22 protein-coding genes are annotated in these 26366 nt (G+C 63.4%); 9 read left to right on the top strand and 13 right to left on the bottom strand.

Going from position 1 to position 26366, the window contains the following annotated elements; translation table 11 throughout:
• Positions 1 to 150 precede the first annotated feature (150 nt).
• Positions 151 to 1164 (top strand): DMT family transporter, encoded by a 1014-nt coding sequence (locus KUV72_RS14150; RefSeq protein WP_222238840.1) that lies wholly within the window; start codon positions 151 to 153, stop codon positions 1162 to 1164.
• Between the two features lie 47 nt (positions 1165 to 1211).
• Here the strand turns inward: KUV72_RS14150 and KUV72_RS14145 are convergent, their stop codons facing one another.
• From KUV72_RS14145 to KUV72_RS14125, 5 genes are all read right to left on the bottom strand, one after another.
• Positions 1212 to 2261 (bottom strand): Gfo/Idh/MocA family protein, encoded by a 1050-nt coding sequence (locus KUV72_RS14145; RefSeq protein WP_222238839.1) that lies wholly within the window; start codon positions 2259 to 2261, stop codon positions 1212 to 1214.
• A gap of 143 nt (positions 2262 to 2404) precedes the next feature.
• Positions 2405 to 3190, bottom strand: coding sequence for an IclR family transcriptional regulator (locus KUV72_RS14140; RefSeq protein WP_222238838.1), 786 nt, complete (start codon positions 3188 to 3190; stop codon positions 2405 to 2407).
• Between the two features lie 192 nt (positions 3191 to 3382).
• On the bottom strand, positions 3383 to 3820 hold the full coding sequence (gene aroQ / locus KUV72_RS14135) for a type II 3-dehydroquinate dehydratase (RefSeq protein ID WP_222238837.1): 438 nt from the start codon (positions 3818 to 3820) through the stop codon (positions 3383 to 3385).
• Entirely contained in the window at positions 3820 to 4683 is an 864-nt protein-coding gene (locus KUV72_RS14130; RefSeq protein ID WP_222238836.1) for a shikimate dehydrogenase family protein, read from the bottom strand. The genes aroQ and KUV72_RS14130 overlap by 1 nt, the downstream gene beginning before the upstream one ends.
• Before the next feature lie 114 nt (positions 4684 to 4797).
• Positions 4798 to 6642 (bottom strand): bifunctional sugar phosphate isomerase/epimerase/4-hydroxyphenylpyruvate dioxygenase family protein, encoded by a 1845-nt coding sequence (locus KUV72_RS14125; RefSeq protein WP_222238835.1) that lies wholly within the window; start codon positions 6640 to 6642, stop codon positions 4798 to 4800.
• A 736-nt stretch (positions 6643 to 7378) separates the two neighbouring features.
• Here KUV72_RS14125 and KUV72_RS14120 point away from each other — a divergent pair.
• From KUV72_RS14120 to KUV72_RS14090, 7 genes are all read left to right on the top strand, one after another.
• Positions 7379 to 8407: a tripartite tricarboxylate transporter substrate binding protein gene (locus KUV72_RS14120; protein ID WP_222238834.1), complete on the top strand. Its 1029-nt coding sequence runs from the start codon at positions 7379 to 7381 to the stop codon at positions 8405 to 8407.
• A gap of 150 nt (positions 8408 to 8557) precedes the next feature.
• Positions 8558 to 9055: a tripartite tricarboxylate transporter TctB family protein gene (locus KUV72_RS14115; protein ID WP_222238833.1), complete on the top strand. Its 498-nt coding sequence runs from the start codon at positions 8558 to 8560 to the stop codon at positions 9053 to 9055.
• Between the two features lie 13 nt (positions 9056 to 9068).
• Positions 9069 to 10574, top strand: a complete 1506-nt coding sequence (locus tag KUV72_RS14110) for a tripartite tricarboxylate transporter permease (RefSeq protein WP_222163961.1) — start codon at positions 9069 to 9071, stop codon at positions 10572 to 10574.
• Positions 10575 to 10648: 74 nt separating this feature from the next.
• Positions 10649 to 11302, top strand: a complete 654-nt coding sequence (locus KUV72_RS14105; protein ID WP_222238832.1) for an HAD family hydrolase — start codon at positions 10649 to 10651, stop codon at positions 11300 to 11302.
• 362 nt (positions 11303 to 11664) lie between these two features.
• The gene (dctP, locus tag KUV72_RS14100) at positions 11665 to 12750 is read left to right on the top strand and encodes a TRAP transporter substrate-binding protein DctP (protein ID WP_261317509.1); all 1086 of its coding nucleotides are present in this window, start codon (positions 11665 to 11667) and stop codon (positions 12748 to 12750) included.
• Positions 12751 to 12784: 34 nt separating this feature from the next.
• On the top strand, positions 12785 to 13369 hold the full coding sequence (locus KUV72_RS14095; protein WP_222238831.1) for a TRAP transporter small permease: 585 nt from the start codon (positions 12785 to 12787) through the stop codon (positions 13367 to 13369).
• Positions 13370 to 13396: 27 nt separating this feature from the next.
• Positions 13397 to 14695 carry a TRAP transporter large permease gene (locus KUV72_RS14090; protein WP_222238830.1) on the top strand — a complete coding sequence of 433 codons (1299 nt, stop codon included), beginning with the start codon at positions 13397 to 13399 and terminating at the stop codon, positions 14693 to 14695.
• Positions 14696 to 15216: 521 nt separating this feature from the next.
• On the opposite strand, the gene KUV72_RS14085 is transcribed toward KUV72_RS14090, so the two are convergent.
• From KUV72_RS14085 to KUV72_RS14075, 3 genes are all read right to left on the bottom strand, one after another.
• Positions 15217 to 16725 carry an aldehyde dehydrogenase gene (locus KUV72_RS14085; RefSeq protein ID WP_222238829.1) on the bottom strand — a complete coding sequence of 503 codons (1509 nt, stop codon included), beginning with the start codon at positions 16723 to 16725 and terminating at the stop codon, positions 15217 to 15219.
• 49 nt (positions 16726 to 16774) lie between these two features.
• Positions 16775 to 18148 (bottom strand): NAD(P)/FAD-dependent oxidoreductase, encoded by a 1374-nt coding sequence (locus KUV72_RS14080; RefSeq protein WP_222238828.1) that lies wholly within the window; start codon positions 18146 to 18148, stop codon positions 16775 to 16777.
• Between the two features lie 64 nt (positions 18149 to 18212).
• Entirely contained in the window at positions 18213 to 19115 is a 903-nt protein-coding gene (locus tag KUV72_RS14075) for a dihydrodipicolinate synthase family protein (RefSeq protein WP_222238827.1), read from the bottom strand.
• Between the two features lie 283 nt (positions 19116 to 19398).
• Between KUV72_RS14075 and KUV72_RS14070 the strand changes: the two genes are divergently transcribed.
• Positions 19399 to 20373 (top strand): LysR family transcriptional regulator, encoded by a 975-nt coding sequence (locus tag KUV72_RS14070; protein WP_222238826.1) that lies wholly within the window; start codon positions 19399 to 19401, stop codon positions 20371 to 20373.
• Between the two features lie 41 nt (positions 20374 to 20414).
• On the opposite strand, the gene glnE is transcribed toward KUV72_RS14070, so the two are convergent.
• From glnE to KUV72_RS14045, 5 genes are all read right to left on the bottom strand, one after another.
• On the bottom strand, positions 20415 to 23384 hold the full coding sequence (gene glnE / locus KUV72_RS14065; protein ID WP_222238825.1) for a bifunctional [glutamate--ammonia ligase]-adenylyl-L-tyrosine phosphorylase/[glutamate--ammonia-ligase] adenylyltransferase: 2970 nt from the start codon (positions 23382 to 23384) through the stop codon (positions 20415 to 20417).
• 122 nt (positions 23385 to 23506) lie between these two features.
• On the bottom strand, positions 23507 to 23881 hold the full coding sequence (locus tag KUV72_RS14060) for a diacylglycerol kinase (protein WP_206940597.1): 375 nt from the start codon (positions 23879 to 23881) through the stop codon (positions 23507 to 23509).
• A gap of 38 nt (positions 23882 to 23919) precedes the next feature.
• Entirely contained in the window at positions 23920 to 25398 is a 1479-nt protein-coding gene (dacB, locus tag KUV72_RS14055) for a D-alanyl-D-alanine carboxypeptidase/D-alanyl-D-alanine-endopeptidase (RefSeq protein WP_261317508.1), read from the bottom strand.
• A gap of 200 nt (positions 25399 to 25598) precedes the next feature.
• Entirely contained in the window at positions 25599 to 25928 is a 330-nt protein-coding gene (locus tag KUV72_RS14050) for a DMT family transporter (RefSeq protein WP_222238824.1), read from the bottom strand.
• On the bottom strand, positions 25925 to 26341 hold the full coding sequence (locus KUV72_RS14045; protein WP_222163957.1) for a PACE efflux transporter: 417 nt from the start codon (positions 26339 to 26341) through the stop codon (positions 25925 to 25927). Before KUV72_RS14045 ends, KUV72_RS14050 begins: the two co-directional genes overlap by 4 nt.
• Positions 26342 to 26366: the final 25 nt, after the last annotated feature.

The raw sequence follows: 26366 nt of genomic DNA, 5'->3' as shown, positions 1-26366 counted from the left end.
CGCGCGCCGCACAGAACCCGGAGCCTATGCGGTATAGGTGAGGCGTTCGAGCAGCGCGCAACGCAGCGAATCGAGGGCGCAGGCATGTATGCAGTGTTTTCCGAGGCCACGCGGCCCGCATTTCGTTGACCAACACTCTTTTGGAGTCCTATGCCGCCCTCTCCGACACCGCCTTCTTCTCCTTCGTCTCCCTCATCCTCTTCACCTTCGTCGTCTTCACCTGCTGCGCCGAGGTCGGACGGCCAGGACGCCGTTGCTGCCCCAGACACCGCTGTACTGACACCGCCAGAGGCGCTCAACCGGGACCGGCCGTTGAAGGGAATAGGCTTCATGCTGGCGGCGGGCCTGCTGTTCACGATGCTGGATACCGGAGTAAAAACCCTGGCTCAGGACTATTCACCGGTGCAGGTGGTGTGGGCGCGCTACGTTGGCCATGTGCTGGTACTGGTGGGCTACTTCCTGTGGCTGGGACGTGGGCCAGGCATGGCCATGCTCAAGACGACCTCGCTGCGCGGTCAGTGCCTGCGGGGGCTGTTGCTGCTGGGCGCCAGCACCTTCGCCTACCTGGCCTTTCGCAGCCTGCCGCTGCTGCAGGTCTATGTGGTGAACTTCAGCTCTCCGCTGCTGGTCACGCTGATGGCGATTCCGCTGCTCAAGGAACGCGTCAGCGGTCCCCAGTGGCTGGCCATCATCATCGGCTTCATCGGGGTAGTGATCTGCGTGGGGCCGCTGGACTGGAGAGCCAACCCCGCCATCATGCTGCCCTTCGGCATGACTCTGTGCTTCGCCCTGTACCAGCTGACGACTCGGCGCTTCGGGCGAGCCGATCATCCGCTGACATCGCTGTTCTACGCGGGCCTGGCCGGGGCGGTGGTCAGCTCGCTGGTGGTCCCCGGCTTCTGGTCACCGGTGGATCCTGTCCACCTGCCGCTGTTTGTGTTTGTCGGACTGATGGGGGCGGCCAGCCAGCTCAGTCTGATCCTGGCCATGCGCTACGCGCCCGCCTCGCTGGTGTCGCCCTTTCTCTATCTGCAGATCATCTGGGCGGCGCTGTTCGGCTTCGTCTTCTTTGGCGATGTTCCCCGCCCCGAAACCTGGATCGGCGCTGCCCTGATTACCGTTGGCGGCATCGTCCTGGCCACCAGTCGGAGGAAAAGTAGCTGAGCCAGTGCGCCGCCATTCATGTCGCGATCCACGTCACGACAGCGGCGTCACGACGTCAGCATCTCGCTGACCAGCACCCGGCCGCCCTGGCGAGCGGCCTTGTCCACCGCCAGAGTCGCGGCCAGGGTCATCGCCCCTTCCCTTGCGCTGACACGCGGCTCGGCCTCTTTTCTCACCACGGCGATGAAGTGACGCAGCTGCTCGGGATAGCAGTGGCTGCGCGGAGGCTGCAGACGCTCTCGCATCAGCGGCTCACGCCAGTGACCTTGGCCGGCATGACGCCACAGCGCCATGCCCGGCACGCTGAGGCTACCGCGGGTGCCGCCAATCACGTAGCAATCACCCGGCTCATGCAGAAAGTTGGGGGACTGACCAGAAGCGACGTCCCAGATATAGGGTGAGGGCACCGCGTCACTGCCGACAAAGGAGCCAATCATGCCGTTGGCAAATGACAGGATGAGCGCAAAGCTGTCTTCCACCTCGAAGCCCCGCGCCTTGTTGGCGGTCACCGCCTGCACGCTCTCGATCTCACCGCACAGAAAACGCAGGCAGTCGATCTCATGAATCAGGTTGATCAGGATGGGACCGCCACCCGCTTCCCGCCGCCATGCCTGATCGAAATAGGGCTCGTCCTTGCGGCACAGCCACATCCCGCTGACGGTGACCAGCTGACCCAGTTCTCCCGCCTGGATGGCCCGTAACGATTCGACCATGTCGGGACTGTGGCGACGGTGATGGCCCACCAGCATGGGCACCCCCGCCGCCTCGCTGGCGTCGGCCAGCCGCAGCCCTCCCGCCAGAGAGTCGGCAATCGGCTTCTCCATCAGCGTCGGCAGCCCCCGCTCGATACAGGCCAGGCCGGCCTCCACGTGCAGGGCATTGGGCAGCGCCACAATCACCGCATCGAGCTCGACCTGATCGAGCATCTGGAGGTAGTCGGTAAAGCAGGGCACGCCCAATCCGTCGGCGAAGGCACGACCAGCGTCCGTCACATCGGCGATAGCCGCCAAGGTAGCGTCTGCCGACGCCTGTACCAACGCCACGTGTTCACGGCCGATGATGCCGGCCCCCATCACACCGATACGTAGAGGTCGCATGCTGTTCTCCTTGCCATTCTCCATATCATTATCCTTGTGAGTGTCAGGGTGTTGTTGTGGGAGGTGCTCGGGTCGCTATCGAGTCGCTGGGTGGCACGCTATCCGGTTCATGATGGCGTCGCTATCGCGGCCGTCGTTGAGCGTCAGCAGCTCGCTCCGCGGAGGATGCCTGATGCCGCCGTCGACGCTGCCAGCTCCTCCGCCACGTCCAGCAGCGGCTCGCGGAGGGAGTGCATGTGCTCCTGGGTCAAGCGGAAGCCGGGACCCGCGATACTGATGACACCGCTGGCACAACGTCCACTGCGCAGGATCGGGGCTGCCATGGCGTGCATGCCGGGCGCAAAGGTCTCCATGACCGTGGCGATGCCTTGCTGCCGGGTCAGTGCCAGGGCCTCGAGCAGGCCCTGGGCGGTGGTCACGGCATTGGGACCGTAGTCCTCTGGCTGACCGAAGCCCTGTTCCTCCACCAGGCCCAGCGCCTGCTCATCACTCAGCGTGCTGAGCCAGGCAAGCCCCGAGGCGCTGCAGGACAGCCGAGCCACCGCGCCCATGTCCGGGTCATAGCGCAGGCCTCCCCGCGCGCCCTGGGCCTTGGCGACCCAGGTCAAGCTGTTGCCATCCACCACCGAAAGACGCACCAGTTCGCCACTGCTGTGTGCCAGACGATCGAGCAATGGCTGGGCGGCATCGACAATACCCGACGCGCTGAGAAAGCCGAGGCCCAATGAGGTCAGCCGAGTGGTCAGCAGATAGTCACCCTGCTCCCTGGCCTGACGCACATAGCCATAGCGCATGAGGTCGTGCAGCAGGCGGTGTGCTGCGCTCTTGGGCATACCAAGGCGTTCGGCTATGGCTGCCAGGGGAAGCCCTGCGGCCTCCTTGGCAAGCAACTCCAGTATTCCCAGGGTGCGTTCCATGACACCGGCCATCACCGTTTCCTCTCTGCCAACGTTATCTGCAACGCCTTTCATGACCACGGGACAGCACACCCGCGTAAAAGGCCCATTCGCCAGGAGGATAGTCAAACGCCAGAAATTTTGGAACGCCATTCCTGTTTTTTACGGGTGGTCATTCGCCATGACCTGGAGACACGTCAGCCCTTCTTGATCAGCCCTTCTTGATCAGCCCTTCTTGATCAGCGCCTCCAGGGCGGCGTGATAGCCTTGGCTGCCGAGCCCCGCGATAACGCCGTCGGCCCGCAACGACACGTAGGAGTGGTGACGGAAGCTCTCGCGCTTATGCACGTTGGACAGGTGGACCTCGATCACGCTGCCGTCGAAGGCGTTCAGTGCATCCAGGATGGCCACCGAGGTGTGGGTGAAGGCGGCAGGATTGATGATGATGGCCACCGTGCCATCCACGCGAGCGGCATGAATGGCGTCGATCAGCTCGCCTTCATGATTGCTCTGCCGGCTACTCAGCTCCCATCCCGCGAGCAGCGCATGCTCGCGCAGCCCATTGTCGATGTCCGCCAGGGTTTCGTGACCATAGATATCGGGCTCACGGGTGCCCAACAGGTTGAGATTGGGACCATGCAGAACCAGCACCTTGCCACTCATTAGAGATTCTCCTTCAACAGTTCTCGCCGGTAGTGGGCGAACAGGGATGCGGCTTGCTCATCGGCGGCAGCACGCTGATGCTCATCCTCACAGAACCGCTTGAAGGCGTCCACGCCCTGGAACACGAACAGGCTGACGCCACTCATCACTCCGGCACCGGCCTGCCTGGCAGCGGCGACAAACTCGGTGACTGCCGGCACGTAGACGGCATCAAAGATCCAGTGGTGGGGGCGCAGCACTGAAGGGTCCAGCGGACAGCCCGGACTCTTCTCGTGGCCGATGGGGGTGCAGTTGATCAAGCCATCACACTGCGGCGCCTGCTCGCCTAGCGTCGCTGCTTCTACCGCCTGCGCGGTGAAGCCAGCATGGCGAAGTTCGCCGGCCAACGCCTCGGCACGGGCGGCGTCCAGATCAGCCAGCCACACTTCCGTTGCGCCGAGCTCGGCCACCGCAAAGGCCGCGGCCTTGCCGACGCCTCCGGTACCGACCAGCAGCACCCGCCCAGGAGGGCGCTCCCCCAGGGTCGCCCGATAGCCGCTCATGAAACCCGAAAAGTCGGTGTTGTCGGCAACGATACGACCGCCTTCGAAAACCAGGGTGTTGGTCGCCCCGACGCGGCGAGCGCCAACGCTTACGTCATCGGCCAGCGCCAACGCCTGTTCCTTGAACGGGTAGGTCACGTTGACGCCCCGATATCCTTCGTCGATCAGCGCCCTTACCTTGTCCTCCAGGGAGGTGATCGGCCGCGCATCAACATCAAACAGGTCGTAGCTTAAGTCGATACCGGCCAGCGACCCCAGCCGGGCATGCAGGTCCGGCGAACTGGAGTTGGCGATACCCTTGCCGATAAGGCCTAACTTCATGATATTCACTCCTCAGGGGCGGAGAGCCGATAGCGGGTACGTGACACGTGGGTAGCACATCAAGCGCGATGAGCTGGTTTGGGCTGAGCTGGGCTGCTGACAATTCGCCCTGGCTTATGCCTGGGCAGACTGCGCCGCCAACCGCACTCCGGCGTTGGCCTCACCGTAGCGCTGGTAGTCATCGCGACGCTCGACAATCTCGAAGAAGAAGCGGCCGGCAAAGGTGTCGGTATAGGCGTGGAGGAAGTCGCCGCCGTCGTTGCGATCGAACAGGATATTGCGGCTACGCAGCGCCTCGACAAACTCAGGCTCCAGGTCGAAGCGGGTTTCCAGGTCGTCGTAGTAGTTGGGGGGAATGCGCAACAGCGGCAGCCCCCGCGCCTTGAGTTCATCGACACTTGCCAGAATGTCGTGACTGGCGAAGGCGATCTGCTGCACGCCGCCACGAAACTCGCTCAAAAAACGCCCCGGCAGAGTGCCCTGGGCCTGGGATACCGTCAGTGGCACACGAATGCTGCCATCCGGGCTGTTGACGGCTTGAGAGACCATCATGCCGTGGGGGTCGACAATCTCGTTCTCGGTATCGGCCTCGAACCCGAGCACGGTGTGGTAATAGAGCTGCCATCCCAGCAATTGCGGGGCTGGCAAGACGTAGGAGAGGTGATCGATGCGCACAAGCCCCGCCTCGTCCCGGCTGTCCTGATCGAACAACTCAAAGTCCGTCTGCCATTGACGGTCCAGCGCGGCCTGCTCATCCACCAGATAGATCAGGCTACCCTCGACGCCGCGCAGGGCCGGTATTTCCATCTCCCCTTCTCCGACCTGGCCGCGATACAGCGGCGCCTTGAACGCCTTGGCCCGATCCAGCGCCTGCCCCACGTCCGCCACACGAAAACCCACAGCGCAGACCGAGGTGCCATGCAGCAGGCGGAACGTATGAGCAAAACTGTCCGTCTCGAAATTCAGCACCAGATGGATGTCACCTTGCTTCCACAGCTCGACATTCTTGGAGCGATGGCGACCCACGTGGCGAAACCCCAGGGCACCGATGAACTCGCCCAATGGCGCGGCGCTATCCTCGTCCAGGGTAAATTCGATGAAGTGCACCCCCTGATAGCCGCTGGACGCAGGAATATCGCTCGCCCAGGGGCCCTCTGGCACCAGGTTCTCCAGGTAGATCAGCGAGCGCATGCCATCCATGGCGGTGACATCGGTGGGCGCGGCACGGAAAGCATCCGAGAAGATCTCGTGAGACAGCGGCCCGTCGTAGCCGGTCTTGGCCAGCGCCTGCATAAAGGCCGCCAGGGGTAGACGTCCTTGGCCCGGAAAGCAGCGAAAATGCCGGCTCCACTGCAGCACATCCATGTCCAGCAAGGGTGCGTCCGCCACCTGCACAAAGAAGATCTTGTCCCGCGGAATATTGGCGATATCGGCGGGATCATGGCCCCGCGACAGGATATGAAAGCTGTCCAGCACGATGCCCAGCGCCGGATGGTCGGCCTGGCGCACCAGCTCCCAGGCATCGCGATAGTCGGACACGTGGCGGCCCCAGGCCAGCGCCTCGTAGCCGATGCGTAATCCTCTTGCCTCGGCGCGATCCGCCAGCTCCCGCAGGTCAGCGACGATACGCTCGTGGTCAGGCAGCGACTGGGGCGAGACGTTGGAGCACACCAGCATGAAGTCGGTGCCCAGCTCCTCCATCACATCAAACTTGCGTTCAGCCCGCTGCAGATTGCGCGAGCGCGCGGGCTCCGGCATGCCTTCAAAGTCACGGAATGGCTGGAACGCCACGATGGTAAGCCCCAGGCGCTGGCATAGCTGGCGCACCTCGGCCGGCGAGCCATCGAAGGAAATCAGATCGTTCTCGAAAATCTCGACGCCGGCGAAACCGGCACGGGCAATGGCTTCCAGCTTGGAGCGAAGGTCACCGCTGAGACATACCGTGGCAATGGCACGCATGCTGTCCTCCGGGGCGCCCCCTTAGACCAAGACGGCGCGTTGACAAATCTCGGGGTTCACCAGGAACTTCTCCGTGAGACCGACCTGCTCGAGACGCTGGCTTTCCCGAATGACGGGCTATCCAGACGTCCGACACTTCTGACACCCAGGGTGATGAGCAACGCCTTAATCTCGCGAAAAGTTCGCATAGCGATCTTGTGTTCGCATTATGCACGAAGGCGACTCCCCTTTGGCAAGCCTATCGACTACATCAAAGGTCTAAGTTGCAACCCCCTTTCCCCTTTCAAGCCCCAGCCCCGTCCGCCGCTGTCGAGAGGCCCACCATTTCCGTCATGCCGCCTGCTCCTGGGGACGCACTAGCCGTTTCTGCCAGCGTTTGGTCAACCTCAGCGACGTACTGGCGTCTTATGCTTTGGTCGGCCTCCCCTTGCTTCAGACACCATTCCACCGTTCCACTCCTTCCACCATGGTCGTAGATGCGCGCCAGGTGCATTGACTCTCTTCGAGACTGCTCCTAGTGTTCGCATAAAGGACTTTGGTTCGTGATGCGAACGAACAGTATGAAATCACGGTACGAAACGCCGCGCATCATCGAGCACCATGACTCACATTTACCCTGGGCCCAAGTAAGACAACCAGAAGCAGCAAGCGCCGACAGGGCCAGGCGGAATGCCGTCGCTCGAATGTCATAGCTCGGGCGATAGCACGCCGCCAACAAACAAGACTGGAGGACACCATGCCTACCCCTGCACTGAAGACCCTGACACTCGCCATCACCCTTGGCACCCTTGCCGCCACCAGCGGTGCCCAGGCGGACTACCCGGAGCGCAACCTGACCGGCACCATCCAGTGGGGAGCCGGTGGCGCCACCGACAACGTGGCACGCAGCCTGACCCCCCATGTAGAGGAAGTGCTGGACGCCAGCGTGGTGCTGACCAATCGTCCTGGCGGTACCGGAGTCATTGGCATGAATTACGTCATGACCCAGCGCCCGGACGGCTACAACCTGCTCTACGGTGCCGAGAATCCGCAGCTTTATCCGCTGATGGGTCTGGCCGACTTCAGCTACGCCGATATGCATACCGTCAACATCATCGGTCAGGGACTGGTGGTGATTGCAGCGCCGGCCGACAGCCCCTTCGATACCTTCGCCGACTTGATGACCCATGCCAAGGAGCATCCGGGTGAGCTGCGCATGGGCGGTACCGGTGCCGGCGGCCTGCCCAGCACGGTCTACGCCATGATCAATGCGGTGGATGAGCTGGATGTGCGCACCGTGACCTTCGGTGGCGACGGCCCTGGCATCACCGCCATGCTCGGCGACCATATCGACTTCATGCCCCTGAGTCTGGCCGCCGCTGGCGAACAGATTCGCAGTGGCAAGCTGAAGGGACTGGCCGTCGTGACCAGCGAGGAAATCGATTCGCTGCCTGGCGTACCGCCGATCACCAATGCCCTCCCCGAGATCGACAGCTTCCTGCCCTGGGGACCGTTCTGGGGGGTATTTGTGCGCGAAGAAACCCCGGACGATGTGAAGGCCATCCTCGAGGACGCTTACCAGCAGGCCGTGGCCAATGACGATTTCCAGACCTTTCTGGCGAACTTCGGTGCCGAACCTCTGAACCTCACCGGCGACGAGGCCGAACAGTACCTGAGCAACTGGCAGTCAGTCACCGCCTGGTCAATGTTCGAGGCAGGCAGCGTCGAGACCTCGCCTGAGGAGCTGGGCATCGCCCGTCCCGGTGGTCAGGCCGCCACCCAATAGTGGCGCACTGCGCTTCGGTGACATCGGGCGCCGCACCTGCGGCGCCTCAACTCGCTTGCGTTGCCGTACGCTGACCGGTGCACGGCGACTGCCATACAGGTGTCCAGACCCTACGCTGCTGTCGTAGCGGCGGTCTGATGGAGTCCTGCCATGAATGACAAGCCTTCTGCTGACGAATCCCCCGTCGAGATCGTCAAGCCCGGCGAAAAATGCTTCGACTGGCTGCTGCTGATCTTCAGCCTGGCCTTTCTCTATGAGGCCTATCAGATCGACGGCATTCCGTCGCTGAACTCACCCGGCTCCTTCCCTGTCGGTCTGGGCCTGATCATGCTGGCCTCGTCGGTGGTGATCCTGATCAGCCATCGACGCAAGCGCCGCGCCCCTGAGCTGACCAGCAGCCTCCAGGAGTTCAAGGCCTTTCTCGCTGAGCACTTCAAGCCTCACATCGTGGTCTTCTCGGTCATCTCGGTCGTCTACCTGATAGCGATCGACGGTATCCACTTCTATATCAGCACCTTCCTGTTTCTGTCCGCGATGTTCATCTATTACCGCGGCGGCAAGGTGGTGAGCTCGCTGGTCATCGCAGGCGTTTCCATCGCCATCATCTACGCGCTGTTCACCCTGGTGTTCCGCGTCTACCTGCCGTGAGTCCGGAGGACACATGAACGATACCTTCGCCTACTTCACCATGGCCTGGTTTGACCCGTCCCTGCTGCTGCTGACCGCGCTCGGCACCCTGGGTGGCATCTACATCGGCGCCATTCCCGGCCTGTCGGTGACCATGGCCGTGTCCATCCTGATCTCCTTCACCTTTACCTGGGACATCAACAATGCCCTGGCGCTGATGGTCGGCATCTATGTCGGCGGCGTCTACGGCGGCTCACGCACGGCCATTCTGCTGAACATCCCCGGCGCTCCCTCGGCGGTCACCACCGCCTTCGATGGCTATCCTCTGGCCCAGAAGGGCGAGGCAGGACGTGCCATCGGCCTGAGCACCGTCATGTCGGTTATCGGCGGCCTGCTCGGCACCCTGGTGCTGGCTGGCACGGCCCCTTACCTGGCCGACATGGCACTGCAGTTCGCCCCCAGGGATTACTTTCTGATCGCCGTGCTGGGCCTGCTCTTGGTCAGCACGCTGTCGGGCAAGTCCCTGGCCCGGGGCATCTTCTCGGTCGCACTCGGCGCCGCCATCGGCCTGGTCGGCCTGGACATGGTCACCGCCACGCCACGCCTGACCATGGGCAACATGCAGCTGATGGGGGGCATTCACTACGTGGTGGTGATGATCGGCCTGTTCGGCGTGGCCGAAGCGTTCTACCAGCTCCACAACCTGAAGAAGGTGCCGATCAAGCAGAAGGTCGACAAGATCGTTCCGCCCCTCAACATGGTGCTGAAGTTTCTGCCGCTCTCGGTGCGCACAGCGATCATCGGAGTGGTGGTCGGCGCGCTGCCCGGCACCGGTGGCGACATCGCCTCGCTGTTTGCCTACGACCATGCCAAGCGCACCGTCAAGAACCCCAAGGTACCCTTCGGCGAAGGCGCCTACGAGGGCCTGGTGGCGCCGGAGACCGCCAACAACGCGGCAGTCGGTGGGGCCTACGTGCCAATGCTGACTCTGGGCATGCCCGGCGACGCGGTCACCGCGGTGATCATCGGCGCGCTGGTGATCCACGGCCTCAATCCCGGCCCCATGCTGATGATCGAAACGCCGCACATCTTCTGGTTCACCGTGGGCAATCTGGCCCTGGCCAATATCTTCCTGCTGATCTTCGGCCTCACCGGCATCAAGATCTTCTCCAAGGTGGTCGAGGTTCCCAAGGCCATCCTGATCCCGCTGATTCTGGTGCTCTGCGTGGTCGGCACCTACTCCATCAACAGCAATATGACCGAGGTGTACTGGATGCTCGGCTTCGGCATCCTCGGGTACTGGCTCAAGGTCTTCAACTTCCAGATGGGCCCGATCATTCTCGGCGTCATCCTCGGGCCGCTGCTGGATGAAACCTATCGTCAGGCCATGGCCTCGGTGGGCGACAGCGGCGGTCAGTTCCTGCTGGCGCTTTTGACCAACCCGCTGTCGCTGGTGCTGACTACGGTCATCGCACTGGTGCTGCTGGGGCAGACCCCGGCCAAGGCATGGGTCCACGGCAAGCTCAAGCGTCAGTCCTGAGCCGTGAGTGGTGATCTGCGTTCGCTCGCGCGGCCAGCAGGCCGCGCGAGCGCCATTCACAAGGAAGTTTCCGGATGATTCCGACCGCCCTGGTGTTCGACTGCGATGGTGTGATTCTCGACTCGGCCCGCCTCAAGCGCGAGGCCTTTGCCGCACTCTACGACGACCATCCTGCGGCGGTTCGCGCCGCGGTGGCGGCCTACCTGGGACGACGAGGCGGACAGCCGCGGGAAGTGAAGTTCCGACACATCGAGGGACAGATCCTGGGACGCACACCCAGCCAGGCCCGTATCGATGCGCTGTGCGAGCAGTTTCGTCTGCGCATGCAGGCCTTGATGGACAGTGCGCCGATGATTGCCGGGGCCATGCAGGCCCTGACCCAGTGGCGGGGCCGCTGCCCGCTGGTCCTGCTGTCCGCCACGCCACAGCGCGAGCTCGAGGACGTGGTTGTGCGGCGAGGGCTGGCCGCCCAGTTCGACGAGGTCATCGGTGCACCGCCGGACAAGGTCACCGCCCTCGCTGGCCTGCTGCTCAGGCGCGGCTGGTCAGCCAGCACCACCGTGATGGTCGGCGACTCCTACAATGACTATCGCGCCGCTCGCTCCAATGCCACCGCCTTTATCGGAGTGGGAACCAGGGACGAGCCATCTCCCTTTCCCTCGGATACCCCGTTGATCGACGATCTGCGCGGGTTGGACCAGGCCCTTCAAACGCTCTTTGCTGTGTAGAGCGCTCGCTTTTTCTCGCCCCGCCCACTACCGCCAATCGCCCATTCGCACCACGTTCATTCCCGAAGACGTCCGCTACACGGCTCGGAAGTCACCGCAAGATACACAGCAACTCATTGATGCAAAAGACGTTATTGTCCGCCACCGGTCAACCATGACGAAAAGTGCGGGCTTAGGGTCAGTAAATGTCATTTCCCCGTTCCCCCGCCATTTCATAGCGTGTCATGCATGGCATTGTGCTCATCGCGAGCATCATCTCGAGCACCATCGCGAGCACCCATGCCTGGGCAAGACACGGCGTGATACATCGCCCACAAGGGGCCGATCACGCACGTCATAACAAGGACAAATGGCAACACACTATGAATCCAACTCTATCTTCGATGGTCATGGCGGCCGCGGTCCTGTCGGTGCCCTTGCTGACAGCATCTGATAGTGCCGATGCCAGTGACAGGGCCTTCAGGCTCATCCTGGCCACCGAATCAGGTGACCGAGAATCTCCCCACGGCAAGGCCATACACCGGGTGGCGGCACTGGTGGAAGACGCCAGCGGCGGCAGAATCCGGGTCAACGAGTTTTACCAAGGTGAGATTGGCGGGCCCCAGGAGCTGTTTGACCAGCTGCTGCGAGGCAATGTCGACATGATGCTGACCTGGCCGCACACCTCCTACGATGAGCGGCTCAGCGTTCTGCACCTGCCCTACCTCAGCACCAGCTGGGAAGAAGCGCTCTCCACCTATGGCCGTGATGGCTGGCTGACCCAGGTCGCCGATCCCATCTTTTCCGACATGGGTCTGCACTATCTCGGCCCCTTCCCCGAGGGTTTCGGCGGCGTTGCCACCCGCGGCAGCTATGCCACCACCTATGAGCAGGCACGCAAGATCAAGGTCCGCTCCCAGCCGATATTCCCGCTGCCGCAGACCATACAGGCGCTAGGTTTCCAGGCGGTGCCGATTGACTGGTCCGAGGTCTACACCTCGATCCAGACCGGTGTGGTCGATGGCGACTCCAGCAACGTCATCTACTGGGACTATGTCTACTTCGGCGAGCTTCTGGACTACTTCGTCCACACCCGGCACAACTTTTCTTTCTATACGTTCCTGATCAATCAGCAGGAATGGGATGAGATGGACGCCGAGGATCGCAAGATCATCTCCAGCGCCGTCGATACCGTGGTGGAAGAACAGTTTGCCAGCGCCAGGGCAGAGGATGAGAAGTGGATTGCTGCGGCCCAGGCCGATGGCATGGAGTACATCCAGCCCAGCGATGAAGAGCTGGCCAACTGGGTCGAACGTGTCAGAGACAGCGTCTGGGATGAGGCCGAGGACATTCTCGGCGAGCAGGTCATGCAGGAAGTCAGGTCTCGTGTGACGCCGGTCGGCACCTCCGATGAGGCGGCCATGACCGCCCACCGGCAGGGGCTTGCCACCCAAGAGCCCGGCTTGTGATGCCCTCGCGGCCTCCAGCGACAGGAGATTGGACATGAACAACAGCAGCAGCACCACACCACCTCAAGACACTTCCTCCGCGGCCACCTCCCGACCCGCACACGCCGTCGACCGAATGGTGGTGTCCTGCCTCAACGTACTGGTCATCATTCTTGGGCTCTTTCTCGCCGTCAGCATGGCCCTCGGCATTGCCTTTCGAGTGCTCTTCGATGCCCCTCTGTTCGGCCTGGAAGAGCTGGTACTGATGGCGGCCATGTGGTTCTACATGCTGGGCGCGGTCCTGGCCTCCCACGAGCGTTCTCACCTCAGCGCCGACTTCGTGAAGGCATTTGCCAAGAATCGGCGTTTTCGGCGCGGCGTGAAGATCTTGAGCACCGCCATCTCACTCGGGATCTGTGCCTGCTTCTTCACCTGGAGCATGAGCCTGGTGCTGTGGGCCATTGAGCGGGGACAGATCACCCCGGTCTTCGGCATCCCGCTCTACGTGCCGCAGGCCAGCTTTGTGGTCGCCAGTCTGCTGATGCTGGTGTACCTGGTCCGCGACCTGGTGCTGGATATTGACGCCTTCCGTCAACCGGTCAGTCCCCGTCCCGAACAGCCGTCTCACAACAACCCATAAGACACCCTATCAACAGGAGGGCTCGCCATGGGAGCCATCATTGCCATCATTGCCGTCATCATACTGATGATCATCGGCGTTCCGGTGGTCTTTTCCTTCGCCGCCATGACCTTGATCCTGTCATTTCTCTACGACATCGACATCTCGGCGCTCATGACCACCGGCTACTGGTCCATCAATTCGATCATTCTGCTGGCCTTGCCGCTATTCATCATGACCGGCTACCTGATGCAATCCGGCGGCATCGCCGCCCGCCTTATCACCTTCGCCGAGTCGGTGGTGGGCAAGTCTCGCAGCGGCATGGGCTCGGCCATGGTGGTCTCCTGCGGCATCTTCGGAGCGATTTCCGGCACCGCCTCTGCCGCCGTGGCCTCCATCGGCACCATCATGATCGGTCCCATGGAGAAGCACGGCTATCGTCGCCAGTACTCCACCGCCCTGGTGGGTATCTCGTCGTTGCTCGGGCTGTTGATCCCCCCCAGTATCACCATGATTCTGTACGCGGTGGTGACGCGCCAGTCGGTCGCTGCGGTATTTCTGGCCACCATCGGTCCTGGCATCCTGCTGATGATCCTGCTGTGCATCATCAATGCCCTGCGCACCCACAAGCACCCTCGCTATACCTCGACGCGGACCGAATGGGGTCAGCGCTTTGCCGAGATCGGTCGTTCCGGCTGGCAGGCGTTCCCCGCGCTGATGCTGCCGGTGATCATCCTGGGTGGCATCTATGGCGGCATCTTCACGCCCACAGAAGCCGCTGCAGTGGCGCTGGTGTATGCGATTCCGGTTGGCTTCTTCGTCTATCGTCAGCTGGATGTGAAAGAGCTCGGGCGCTGCCTGATCAGGGCCGCCTCCACCACTGGCGTCATCATGATCATCCTGGTCTTCTCGTTCGTCGCCAGTCGTATCTTCACCTATGAAAGAGTGCCGCAGCAGCTGACCACGGTGTTGCTGGAAGTCTTCGAGAACAAGCTGCTGATCCTGCTGATGGTCAACGTCTTCCTGATCCTGATGGGCATGATCATGGATGACGTCAGCGTCGTCGCGATTCTCAGCCCGCTGCTGCTGCCGGTGATGGAAAGCATCGGCATCCATCCGGTGCACTTCGCTGCCATTGTCGGCACCAGCGTGGTCATTGGCTGCAACAGCCCACCCATGGCACCGATATTGTTCATGAGCTGTCGAATCGGCGAGGTCGGGATGTCTCAGGTGATGCGACCAGCGCTGTTCTTCATGGCCACCGCCGCCCTGCCGGTCATGCTGGTCACCACCTACTGGCCGTCGCTGTCGCTGTTCCTGCCTCGCCTGCTGGGCTACATCAACTGATCGGCGAGCTCTACACACCAGCCAAGTCCTGACGCAGGCGCCAGACGATATCCTCATCGCCTGGTGCCTGCGTTTTTCTGGACGCCCCCTCCAGCGCTTTCTTTACTCACCTTCTTCAGGCGACATCGGCCAGGACCCAGCGGTCACTTCTCAGCGTGACCTGCGTGCCTCCCGGCGGACATCCCCCCCATATCTTGCTCCGCCACCGTCGCAGGGTCTGCGCTTGTGCAAGAGACCTGCCTGGAGAGGATTGCACTACCGATACACGGAGGGCCGAGCGGTGCGCGGCGAGAAGCACGGCCGCCAGCGACCACACCAGCCAAAAAAAACCGCCAGGACCGGGGCCGTGGCGGAAAGACAGTAGGGATACAGACGGAAGAGAGGTGAGAGAGAGGTGAGAGAAAGATGAGAGAGAGGTGAGAGAGGCTCATCCAGAGGGACGGGCCAATGGCCTTCGCCCCTCTCTCGATCTCAGCGCCAGCGGCATCAGCCTCAGCGCCAGAGGATGACGCGAAGATGCATCACTGCTGTCCGGCAAGCTGGATCCAGGTCGTCTTCATTTCGCAGTACTGGTCGTGGGCATAGATCGACTTGTCACGCCCGCCGAAGCCAGACTGCTTGAAGCCACCAAAGGGAGTGGTGATATCCCCTTCCGAGAAGCAGTTGACCGAGACGGTCCCTGCGCGGATCGCTCTCGCCATGCGGTGTGCTCGGCTCAGGTTCTCGGTATACAGCGAGGCGGCCAGGCCGTAGCAGGTATCATTGGCCACCGCCACGGCCTCGTCTTCACTGTCCACCACGATAATCGCCAATACCGGCCCGAAGATCTCGTCCACCGCCAATGACGACGTCGGCGGCACCTCATCGAAGATGGTGGGCGCGACAAAGTAGCCACGCTCGCCGAGGCGCTCCCCTCCGGTGACCAGCTTGAGCCCCTCGCGGCGCCCCGCCTCGATGTGAGACAGCACCTTGTCCAGGTGATCTCGCTCGATCAGCGCCCCCAACTGCACCTCAGGATCGAGGGGGTCGCCGAGCCGCCAGTCACGCTCGAGCTGGGTGGTAAGCTCTTCTAGCAGGGCGTCCTTGACGCCACGCTGAACGATCAGCCGCGAGCCCGCCGAGCAGTTTTCCCCCATGTTCCAGAACGCCGAGGCCAGCACGTTGCTCGCCACCGAGGCCAGGTCCCCGGCATCGTCCATCACGATCTGAGGGTTCTTGCCGCCACATTCGAGCACGACGCGCTTGAGATTGCTGGCCGCCGAATACTCGAGGAAGCGGCGTCCGATCTCGGTGGAGCCGGTAAAGGCGGCCAGGTCGATATCCGGATGCAGGCCAATGGCCTTGCCGGTCACATGACCAAGCCCCGTCACGACATTGAGCACGCCATCGGGCAGGCCCGCCTCACGCCCCAGCTCTGCCAGGCGCAGCGTACTCAGCGAGGTCAGCTCCGCCGGCTTGAGCACGACGCTGTTACCCGCGGCCAGCGCCGGACCCAGCTTCCAGCCAGCCATCATGGCCGGAAAGTTCCAGGGCAATACCGCACCCACCACGCCAATCGGCTCCCGCGTGATCATCGATACCACACCCTCCCCTGCCGGCGACAGGGCATCGTAGATCTTGTCGATGGCCTCGGCGTGCCAGCGCAGCGTGTTGGCGGTGTCGGGGATATCGACGTTGTAGCACTCGCCGATGGGCTTGCCTGCTTCCAGGCTCTCGAGCAGCGCAAGCTCCAGGCAGTGGTCTTCTATCAGGCCGGCAAACCGCAAGAGCACCGCCTTGCGCTCCGCCGGTGGGCGCCGCGACCAGTCTCCGGCATCGAAGACCCGCCGCGCTGCCGTCACGGCAGCGTCCACGTCGGCCTCGTCACAGGCGGCCACCTGGGTCAGCGCCTCGCCGGTGGCGGGGTTGAGGGTGGTAAAGGTTTCACCACTCAAGGCATCGACAAAGCGGCCGTCGATAAAGGCCTGGTGCGGGAGCTTCAGGGTAGCGATGGCGGCCTCAATGGCGCCGCGATCCAGACTATCGGTCATTGTGATTATCCTCTTGGTATCCCGATCATGGGCAGCAGGCTGGCTCGGCTCAGCGCTCGATGCCGGCCTGCCACTCCTTCCACGCCAAGGTCGAGCGCACGCCCAGACCCAGCCACGGCTCGGGCGGATTGCGACAGGGCCTGGGCTGCTTCAACAAGAGCGCCAGCACGTCGCTGTCGACGCCACTGGCAAACTCGGCGATGGACTTGCCGGCCAGGGTGCCCCTGGTCAGGCCAAGACCGTTCTGACACAGCGCGCTGTAGAGTCCCGGTGCCAGCTCGCCGAAAGGCGCGCCGCCATTGCGCGACAGACACAGTGCGCCTCCCCAGGTATGGGTCATCTCGACGTTATCGAGCATCGGGAAGCGTCGCCGGAACGATCGCTGGTGGATCTCACGGACACGCCTCAGTACCGCCGCATCGGCCTTGAGCGAGGGCCGATAGCGGAAAGAGTTGCGAATGCAGATCCGGCCATTGCCCAGGCGCCTGACGGTGGTACCCATGGGGTCCGCCGGGACCAGCCCCCAGCAGGGATCACCGCCTAGCCGGGTGGCTTCGCCAGCGTCCAGTGGACGCGTCATGCTGGCGAAGGTGTAGATCGGCAGCATCCGTCCACTGAGCCCGAGCCCAGGCAGCCTGGACGCGTAGGCGTTGGTCGCCAGGATCAAGCGTGGCGTGGTCAGCGCCCCCTGGCGTGTGATCAATCGATGGGGCGATCCGATCTCCAGGGTCTGGATCGGACTGTCCTCGAACAGCCTGACGTTCTCCGGCAGGCTCGCCCCTAGCCCGCGTACCAGCGCGGCGGGCTGCACCAGCACACAACCAGGCGCATGCAAACCGCCGCAGTAGAAGGGGCTGCCGGTGATTCGAGCCATATCACGACCATCGAGGGCGGTGTAGGGTTCGCCCAGGGCGTCGAGCCCCCGGGCGAAATCCTCAAGATCCGCGAGTCCCTGTGGCTCGGCAGCACCGTGGAGCTTGCCTCGCTCCTGCCAATCGCAGGCGATGTCATGCTTCCTGACGATCTGGCGCAGCCAGTCGATGGCGACGCGATTCAGGCGAATCTGATCTCGATCCACCTGGCAGTCACCGGTATAGCTGTGCGACCTCAGGTCATGGGGCAGGTCGATCATGAAGCCAGAGTTGCGGCCGGCCGTCCCGAAGCCGACCCGCGAGGCCTCGACCAGGGCGATGGAAGACTGCGGATGCAACTCGGCCAGCCGCCGGGCGGCGGCCAGGCCAGCGAGCCCCGCGCCCAGCACGACCCAGTCGGCACACTGCTGTCCCATCAAGACAGTGCTTGCCGGGGGTAAAGGCAGCATCTCGTACCAGGCATTGCGGCCATCGGAGTGCGGGCTCGGCAGACCCAGCTGCCGCCTCCCGACGGCACCTGCGTGACTCAATGGGTCACGCTCAAAAGACATCACAGTCGTCATTGGCAAGTCGTCATTGGCAAGTCGTTGAAGTCGTCACCTTGGTGGCTGAGCCCTAGCGATCGTGGCGCCTCAGCACCTCGATGATGGCCGCCAGTTCACGACGTTCGTCCTCGGCAAGCGCGAGCAACGGCGCCCGCGTGGGGCCCACCGGATGCCCGACCAGCTCACACCCCGCCTTGATGGACTGACAGAACTTGCCGCCCTGCTCCAGCAGATTGAGCATCGGCAGCAGCCGGGTCGCCAGTTCACGACCGGCGATGAAGTTCTTCTCCTCCACGCAGCTGCGATACAGCGCCACGTGCTCGGGAGCCAGAAAATTGCCGGCACCGCAGACCCAGCTGCGCGCGCCCCAGACAAAGAACTCCAGCACCTGATCGTCCATGCCGCAGCACAGCTGCAGATGGTCGGCATGCTCGGTGGCCAACGCGTGCAGGCGCTCGATGGAACCGGTGCTCTCCTTGATCGCCTGGACATTGGGACGCGCGCGCAGCGCATCGAGCAGCTCAAGGCTCATGGGCACGCCGGTGCGGTCGGGAAAGTTGTAGAGCATGATCGGCAGGTCGACGGCGTCATCGATGCGCTCGATGTGGGCGCGCAACTCATCCTGGGTCGGGTGACTGTAGAAGGGTGCCGCCACCAGGATGCCATCGACGCCTGCGTCCCTGGCAGCCTTGCCCAGCGCCAGGCTCTCGTCGGTGGTCGTGCTGTTGATGCCGGCAATGACCGGGATGGAACGCTGCCCCAAGGTGGCCAGATGGTCGACCACGGCAGAGATAGTGGCCAGCCGCTCGGCATGATCCAGCGCATAGTATTCACCGGTGGTGCCGCCCACGATCAGGCCATGCACCCCTTGCTCCACCAGCAGGTCGACCAGCCCTGTCAGCGCCGGATAATCGATACGGTTGGCGTCATCGAAAGGGGTGACGATGGGCACCCAGATACCATCGAAATTCATGCCAGGTCCTCGTTGTTGTGTGGTTACGGTGTCCCGCGACGGCGCTTCGGCCAGCACCAGCAGGAGACGAGCCGACAGTGAGCCGGGGAATGGCTCGCTGCCAAGGATCAGCTTATGAAGGGTGCTGGCGGGGCGGAATCAACCTTTACTGCCGAGAAGCCATGACCTCAGGTCATGGTTGAGCAAGCGCAACAGGACGGCGCTTGCGTGACATGTCAGCGGCCGGCAGATCGCATATGCTGGAGGGGTCGCCGCCCCCTCAACACCAAAGCGAGCCGTGCCCATGACGATTCCCACTGCCCCGGACCAGACGCTCATCAGGATGCCTTCCCTGCGCGCGGTCAGATCCTTCGTGGCAGCGGCCAAGTACTTGAACTTTACCCGAGCCGCCGAGTCGCTCTGTGTGACGCAGGCTGCCATCAGCCGCCAGATTCGCGAGCTCGAAGATCATCTTGGAACACCACTGTTCACCCGTACTGGCCGCTCGGTGGAATTAACCCCGGCCGGCTCGATCTTCTTCGACGCGGCACAGCTGTCGTTTCTGAACATTGCCCAGGCGGCAGATCGCATTCGGCGTGAGCAGGCGCGCCCGGCGCGACGACAGTTGACGGTGTGCTGTTCGCCGGCATTTTCGGCGCTATGGATGGCCAGCCGCCTGCCCAGCTTCTTCAGTGCCAATCCGGACATCGACCTCAACCTGGTCACTACCCAGAACTTCCTGTCACTGGACCCGGGGCTGAAGCCAGATGTCTTCATCACCAAGATGTCACGGTTGCGGGAGGGCTATCTGAGCGTCGCGCTGTTTCACGATGAGATCTTCCCTATCTGCACGCCGCGCTATCTACGCGACCATCCGGAGGTGGCGTCGCTGGACACCATGCGGGACGGCACTTTGCTGAACCTGACGCCCTACGGTCGTTCCCAGGTTGCCGAGCACGTGGACTGGAGCGTATGGCTGTCGATGCACGGCATGTCGCTGGATCAGCGCCCGGCAGACGCTCCCCACGTGTTCAATGCCAATGACTACAACCTGTTGATCGAGATGGTGTTGAGCGACCAGGGGGTGGCGCTGGGCTGGGGCCATCTGGTGGAGCATCTGCTGCGCCAGGGGCGGTTGGTGCGCCCGGTCAACGAGCAGATCGTGCTGAACGACACTCACCACTACCTGCTCTACCGGGAAGAGTGCGAGAACGACGAGGCATTCGAGAGATTCAAGCGCTGGTTTACCGCGCAGTTCCCGGAGCGCCAGGTGGCCTGATCCGGCCTGGCATCAGCGCTCCGAGAGCCTCGCTAAAGGCCCTAGGCCTCTGGCTCCAGCCAGCGCCGCCAGGCGTCGATGACCACCTGCCGATGGGCCTTGAACTCGACCACATCGCCGCGGGCGGTCTCCCGGGTCAGCGCTGCACGGTGGTTGGCGCTGCGCGCGGCCAGGTAGGCATCACGCAGGGCCTGGGCCTCGTCGGGGGCCAGGTGACCGGTCTCTTCCAGGGTCTCGAGAATCCGCATGTTGTCGCTGAAGCGCATGAGCTCCGGCGTCTGATGGGACAGTGCCAGCACCGCGTACTGACACAGGAACTCGATATCGACCATGCCACCGGGGTCGTGCTTGAGGTCGAAGGTGTCGTCACTGCCCTTTGACCCCAGGTGGTCACGCATCTTGTGGCGCATCTTGACCACTTCATCGCGCAGGGCGTCTTGCTCCCGCTCGCTGCCGAGGATATCGCGGCGTACCTGCTCGAAGGCCTCGGTCAGCTCGGCACTGCCGGCCACCACCCGGGAGCGCACCAGCGCCTGGTGCTCCCAGGTCCAGGCCTGCTCGCGCTGATAGTCGGCAAAGGCGCTCAGGGGACTGACCAGCAGACCGGCATTGCCCGATGGGCGCAGGCGCATATCGACCTCGTAGAGCGACCCGGCTGGCGTCACCGCCGACAGCAGGTGGATGATGCGCTGTCCCAGGCGGGTGAAAAAGACGGTGTTGTCGATCGGGCGCTTGCCGTCGGTCTCGCCCTGGGACGCGCAGTCATGCAGAAACACCAGGTCGAGGTCCGAGCCATAGCCCAGCTCAATGCCGCCGAGCTTGCCGTAGCCGACGACCAGAAACGCCGGGGTCTCGCCCACCCGCTCGCCATCCTTGCCAAGCGGAAAGCCATGCTTGCGGGTCAGGGTCTTCCAGGCCATCACCAGCACCGCGTCGAGAATCACCTCGGCGATGTAGGTGAGATAATCGCTGACCTTCATCAGGTGACGGGTGCCGGCGATGTCAGAGGCCGCCACATGCAGCACCTGGGCGTGCTTGAACACCCGCAGGGCTTCCAGCTGGGCCTCTTCATCATCCTCGGGGATCCGCGCCAGGGTCTGGCGCAGCTCATCGGCCAGACGCTGCTTGTCGGCCGGGGTATAGAGGGTGTCAGGCGTCAGCAGCTCATCCAACAGGATCGGATAACGGGCGATCTGCTCGGCGATCCAGGGACTCGCGCCGCACAGCTTCATCAGGTGGCCCAGGGCGTCCGGGTTCTCCCGCAGCAGCGCCAGGTAGGCGGTGCGCCTGAGCACTGCCTCGATCAGCGGCAGCACTCGCTCGAGTGACGCATCGGGTGCTTCGCTGTCGGCCAGCGCGTCCAGCAGCATCGGCATCAGCGCGTCGAGGCGCTCAAAGCCCACCCGCTGCATGGTCTGAACCTGACGCGACCCCGCCAGGCCCTTGATCCGCTTGAGCGCGGTGGTGGCGTCTTCGAAGCCAGCCCGCGTCAGCGTGGCCTCGGCCTCCTCGTCGTCCGGCTCGCCGCGCCACAGCTGGCGCCAGGTTTCGAGGTTGGCGCCCTCCTCCGTGTCCTCTTCGACCTCGTCTTCGGGATCGCTGATCACCGCATCGAAGTGCTGGCGGACCCGTGCGCGCACCTCATCCAGCTGCGCCATCAGCGCCGGCCAGTCCTTGGCGTCCATGGCCAGCGCCACACGCTCGCGGTCGAGCTCGTCATCGGGCAGGGCCTGGGTCTGGCGATCCTCCAGCGCCTGGATGGCGTGCTCCAGATCACGCAGGAAGGCGTAATCCGGCAGCAGCTCGTCGACCACGCCCTGGGGCAACAGGCCGAGCTCCGGCAGACGCTGCATGGCGGTCTTCAATGAGGTGACCTGAAGCTCGGTATCACGCCCACCGCGAATCAGCTGAAAGGCCTGAACGATAAACTCGACCTCGCGGATGCCGCCGGGGCCCAGCTTGATGTTGCCCTGCATGCCCTTGCGCCGGACCTCGCGATTGATCATCGCCTTGAGCTCCCGCAGCGACTCGATGGCACCGAAGTCCAGGTACTTGCGATAGACGAAGGGGCGAATGCTCGACAACAGCTCGTAGCCGGCGTCGATATCGCCGGCCACCGGGCGCGCCTTGAGCATGGCATAGCGCTCCCACTCGCGGCCCTGATCCTGGTAGTAGCCCGCCAGTGAGGCAAAGCTGCCGACCAGTGGCCCGCCGTCCCCCAGCGGGCGCAGGCGCATATCGACGCGAAAGACGAAGCCGTCGGCGGTCACCGGGTCCAGGGCCGAGATGAGCTTCTGCCCGAGCTTGGTGAAGTACTCGACGTGGTCCAGCGCCTTGCGCCCGCCTTGGGTCTCGCCCTTCTCGGGATAGGCGAAGATCAGGTCGATGTCCGACGACAGGTTCAGCTCACCGGCGCCCAGCTTGCCCATGCCGAGCACCACCAGGCGCTGCTCGCTGCCGTCCCCGCGGGGCGCGGGGCGTCCCCAGCGGGCCTCGACAAAGCGCTCGAGCCAGCCAAGCGCCCCTTCCAGGCAGACCTCGGCCAGGCGCGACACCGCGGCACCAGTGGCCCAGGCATCGATGCCCTCAGGGCGATTGATATCACGCCACACGATCGCCAGCATGCGCGCGGCACGAAAGCGCCGAATCGCCGCCTGCATGGCAGCCTCGTCGTCGGCCGACGCCAGGACCTCATCCAACAGCTCCTGGAGCTCTGCAAGGCTCAGCGCACGATCCAGCTCGCCGCTGGAGTCCAACCAGCCCAGCCACTGGGGATAGCGCACCAGCGTCTCGGCGGCAAACTCGGAGATCGCCAGCACTCGGGCGAGTTCGACCCGTCGATGGGTTTCGAGCGCCTGATACAGCTCACCGGGGGGCTCGCTGCCGCTCATCTCGGCGATGTTGTCCGCCTGATCGATACGCGCGGCCAGGCGTCCCCATGCCTTGTCCAGAGCACCGTGCAAGGCAGCCGGAATATCATCGCGGGGAAGAAAGTCCGGGCTCTGTTCCATGGCGGCTCTCCTTGTTCGTCATCGTCGCCGTGCGCTTCAGCCGGCGGTGTATGCCTCGGTTCATACCCTGAGCATAAACAAGCGCGGCGGTCCCGACACCCTCCGCTGGCGCAAGATGGCCGTCAGCCCATCAAGAACTTCTCGGCGGCCAGCAACGCCCAGGTCAATCCCGCCATGAACAGCGCCAGCATCACTGCGGCGGAACCAATATCCTTGGCTCGCCCGGACAGCACATGGCGCTCGGGCCCGATGCGATCGACCACGCTTTCGATGGCGCTGTTGACCAGCTCCACGATCAGCACCATGAAGCAGCTGCCCACCAGCAGAATCCACTCCACCGGGGTATCGCCAATCCACCAGGCCAGCGGTACCAGCACCATGCACAGCCCCAGCTCCTGGCGGAAGGCCGATTCATGACGAAAGGCCGCTCGCAATCCCTTCAATGAGTAACGCGTCGAGTGAATCAGGTGGCGCCAGCCGGTGTGTCCGGGCTTCATGAGACTTCCTCGTGCAGCGGGACGCGTTCCTGCGTCCCTCAGTGGTTGGCAATCATGCGATCCAGATCGAGAGATACCAGGTCAAGCACCCTGGACCAGCTGATATAGGGCGTGGAGGAGGTGCCGTTGACCAGCACCGTGAACACCCCGAAGCGATGGCTTGCGGTACGGAAGTAACCGGTCACGGCACGCACCGCCACCGGCTGGTTAAGCGTGCCGGTCTTCACCGTGACGTGGCTCTGGAAGGTCGACGACCCCCGTCGAATGAAGCGCATCGGGCCATTGGTGGGCGCCTGCAGTCCTGCATTGAACACCGGGAACAGGTCGGCTCGCTGGAACATGTACTCCAGCAGGGCGTTACCCCCCATGGCGGATATCTTGTTGCCCGTGGTCAGGCCACTGCCGCTTTCCATGGTCGCTGCGCCATGACCTGGCACCTGGGCAATAAAGGTTTCCAGTGCCGTCCCGGCCTGGTCGAGCTCCGCCCTCGGCTGATCGACCAGATTCAGCGCCAGCACGTCGGCCATGTAGTTGTTGGAGTAGTTGAGCATACGCAGCAGAATTTCCTGCAGCGGCTTGCCATCCACCGCTGCCAGGCGCCGTGCGGAGGCCGGCGGCGGCTCGCTGGTCGTGGCCACGCCCCCTTCCACCGTGATTCCCATGCTCGCCAGCATGGCCTGGAGGGTGGCAGCCGTCTGCGCCGCGGGATCAGCGCTGGCACGGTAGACCTCACGGGGCAAGGCGTTGGAGGAAATCTGTCCACTGACGGTCAAGGTCTCGCCGGTGCTGCCAGTGACTCGGGTGGCCTGCAGGCTGGTACCGGCATTGGCGCCCTGAGTGGTGACCTGATTGTTGACCGCGAACAGCGGCGCCTGGCTGTTGCAGCCGGTGATCCGCGCAGGGCCACCCACGGCGCCAGGGGCCACCTGCACGCACCAGCTGCCGTAGTTGACGCCGGCCGAGGTCAAAAGCGCACTGTAGGCATTGTCGGAACGCTCACGGGCGGTGCAGCGGTCGATGGTACGGCAGGTCACCGGACCAAAGCGCCACTGACTGACGACCAGCCTGCCGGAGACACGCCGTACGCCCGCCTGGTGCAGCCGCTGACCCAGGCGCCACAGGTCTTCGCTGGTCAAACTGGGGTCGCCGCCGCCCACCAGCACCAGGTCGCCCGCCACGGTCCCGCCGGCATCCGGACGAGCGGTGCTGACCACATCGGTGGTAAAGCGATGCTGTGGCCCCCAGGCATCCAACGACGCTGCGGCGGTGTAGACCTTGGTGACCGATGCCGGCGTCAACAAGCGGCCCGGTTCCAAGCTACCCAGGGTTTCTGCTGGCGCGGCGCCCATTTCGAGCAAGCGTGCCTCGGCACTGACCTGGAAGCCCTGATTCGTCAATTCGGCAAGATTCGAGAAGCCCGCCGCCTGCACGCTGGCGGCAGGCACCACGACGGTAGCCAGCGTCAGCAACGCTGTGGTCATCAAGGCGGATATGGCGGATGAAGAGCGCGACGACATGAAGACTTCCCTGGGGTGGACGGACGTCACGCCGTTTCGACGCAACGAGGGCCGAGTCTACCGCCTGGCGCGACAGGATTCGACTGCGGGTCGATGACATGACCACGCCGCAGCGCTTATTGCTACCCGCCACGCTCCTAGGGACGCCGAGAATCCGTCACAGGGACGCCGAGACCCCGTCACAGGGACGCCGAGAACCGTCAGTGGGACGCCGTAGAAGAAAACAGCTGGATCACGCAGACCCCGCCAATGATCATGGCGAGCCCCACCAGGGCGGGCAGGTCGGGCTTCTCGCCGTAGACGATGATGCCGACCAGGGTCACCAGCACAATGCCCAGACCCGCCCAGAAGGCGTAGGCGATCCCCACCGGTACGCTGCGCAGTACCAGCGACAGCAGGTAGAAGGCCGCCAGGTAACCCACCACCACCACTACACTGGGCCACAGCCGGGTGAATTCATTGGAGGCCTTGAGCGCCGAGGTGGCAATGACCTCGGCGATGATGGCCAGTGCCAGATACAGATAACTCATCCGCTTGCTCCCTGAAGACGACGTTCAACGATCCGGTCGAACAGCGAATTGAAAACCATGGCATAGATCAGGAAGAACAGCATAAAGCCGGCGTCCAGCCAGAACGCTTCCACCAGACCGATGTTCATCCACCAGGCCACCGCAGGAAGCGTCATGACCAGAAGCCCAAGCTCGAAACCAAAGGCCTGGGCCAGACGCTGCTGCAAGGTGCGCCGGCGACTGGGGACCCAGCGATCGAACATCCAGTTCCACACCAGATTCCACAGCATGGCGGCGGTGGCGAGCCCGGCCGCCAGCACTCCCATTTCGGCGAGGCCGTGACCGCTGAGCATGCTGGCCAGCGGCGTGACGATCACCAGCCCACCCAGCTCAAATGACACCATATGTACCAGACGTTCCTTCAAGGACCGCATCACGTTCACTCCCGCCCGAGGGCGT

It is taken from the genome of Halomonas sp. DP4Y7-1 (assembly GCF_019800705.1).
Classification (GTDB): Bacteria; Pseudomonadota; Gammaproteobacteria; order Pseudomonadales; family Halomonadaceae; genus Halomonas; species Halomonas litopenaei_A.
The sequence above is the reverse complement of the archived record's forward strand: the minus strand, read 5'-3'. Positions and strand labels throughout refer to the sequence as shown.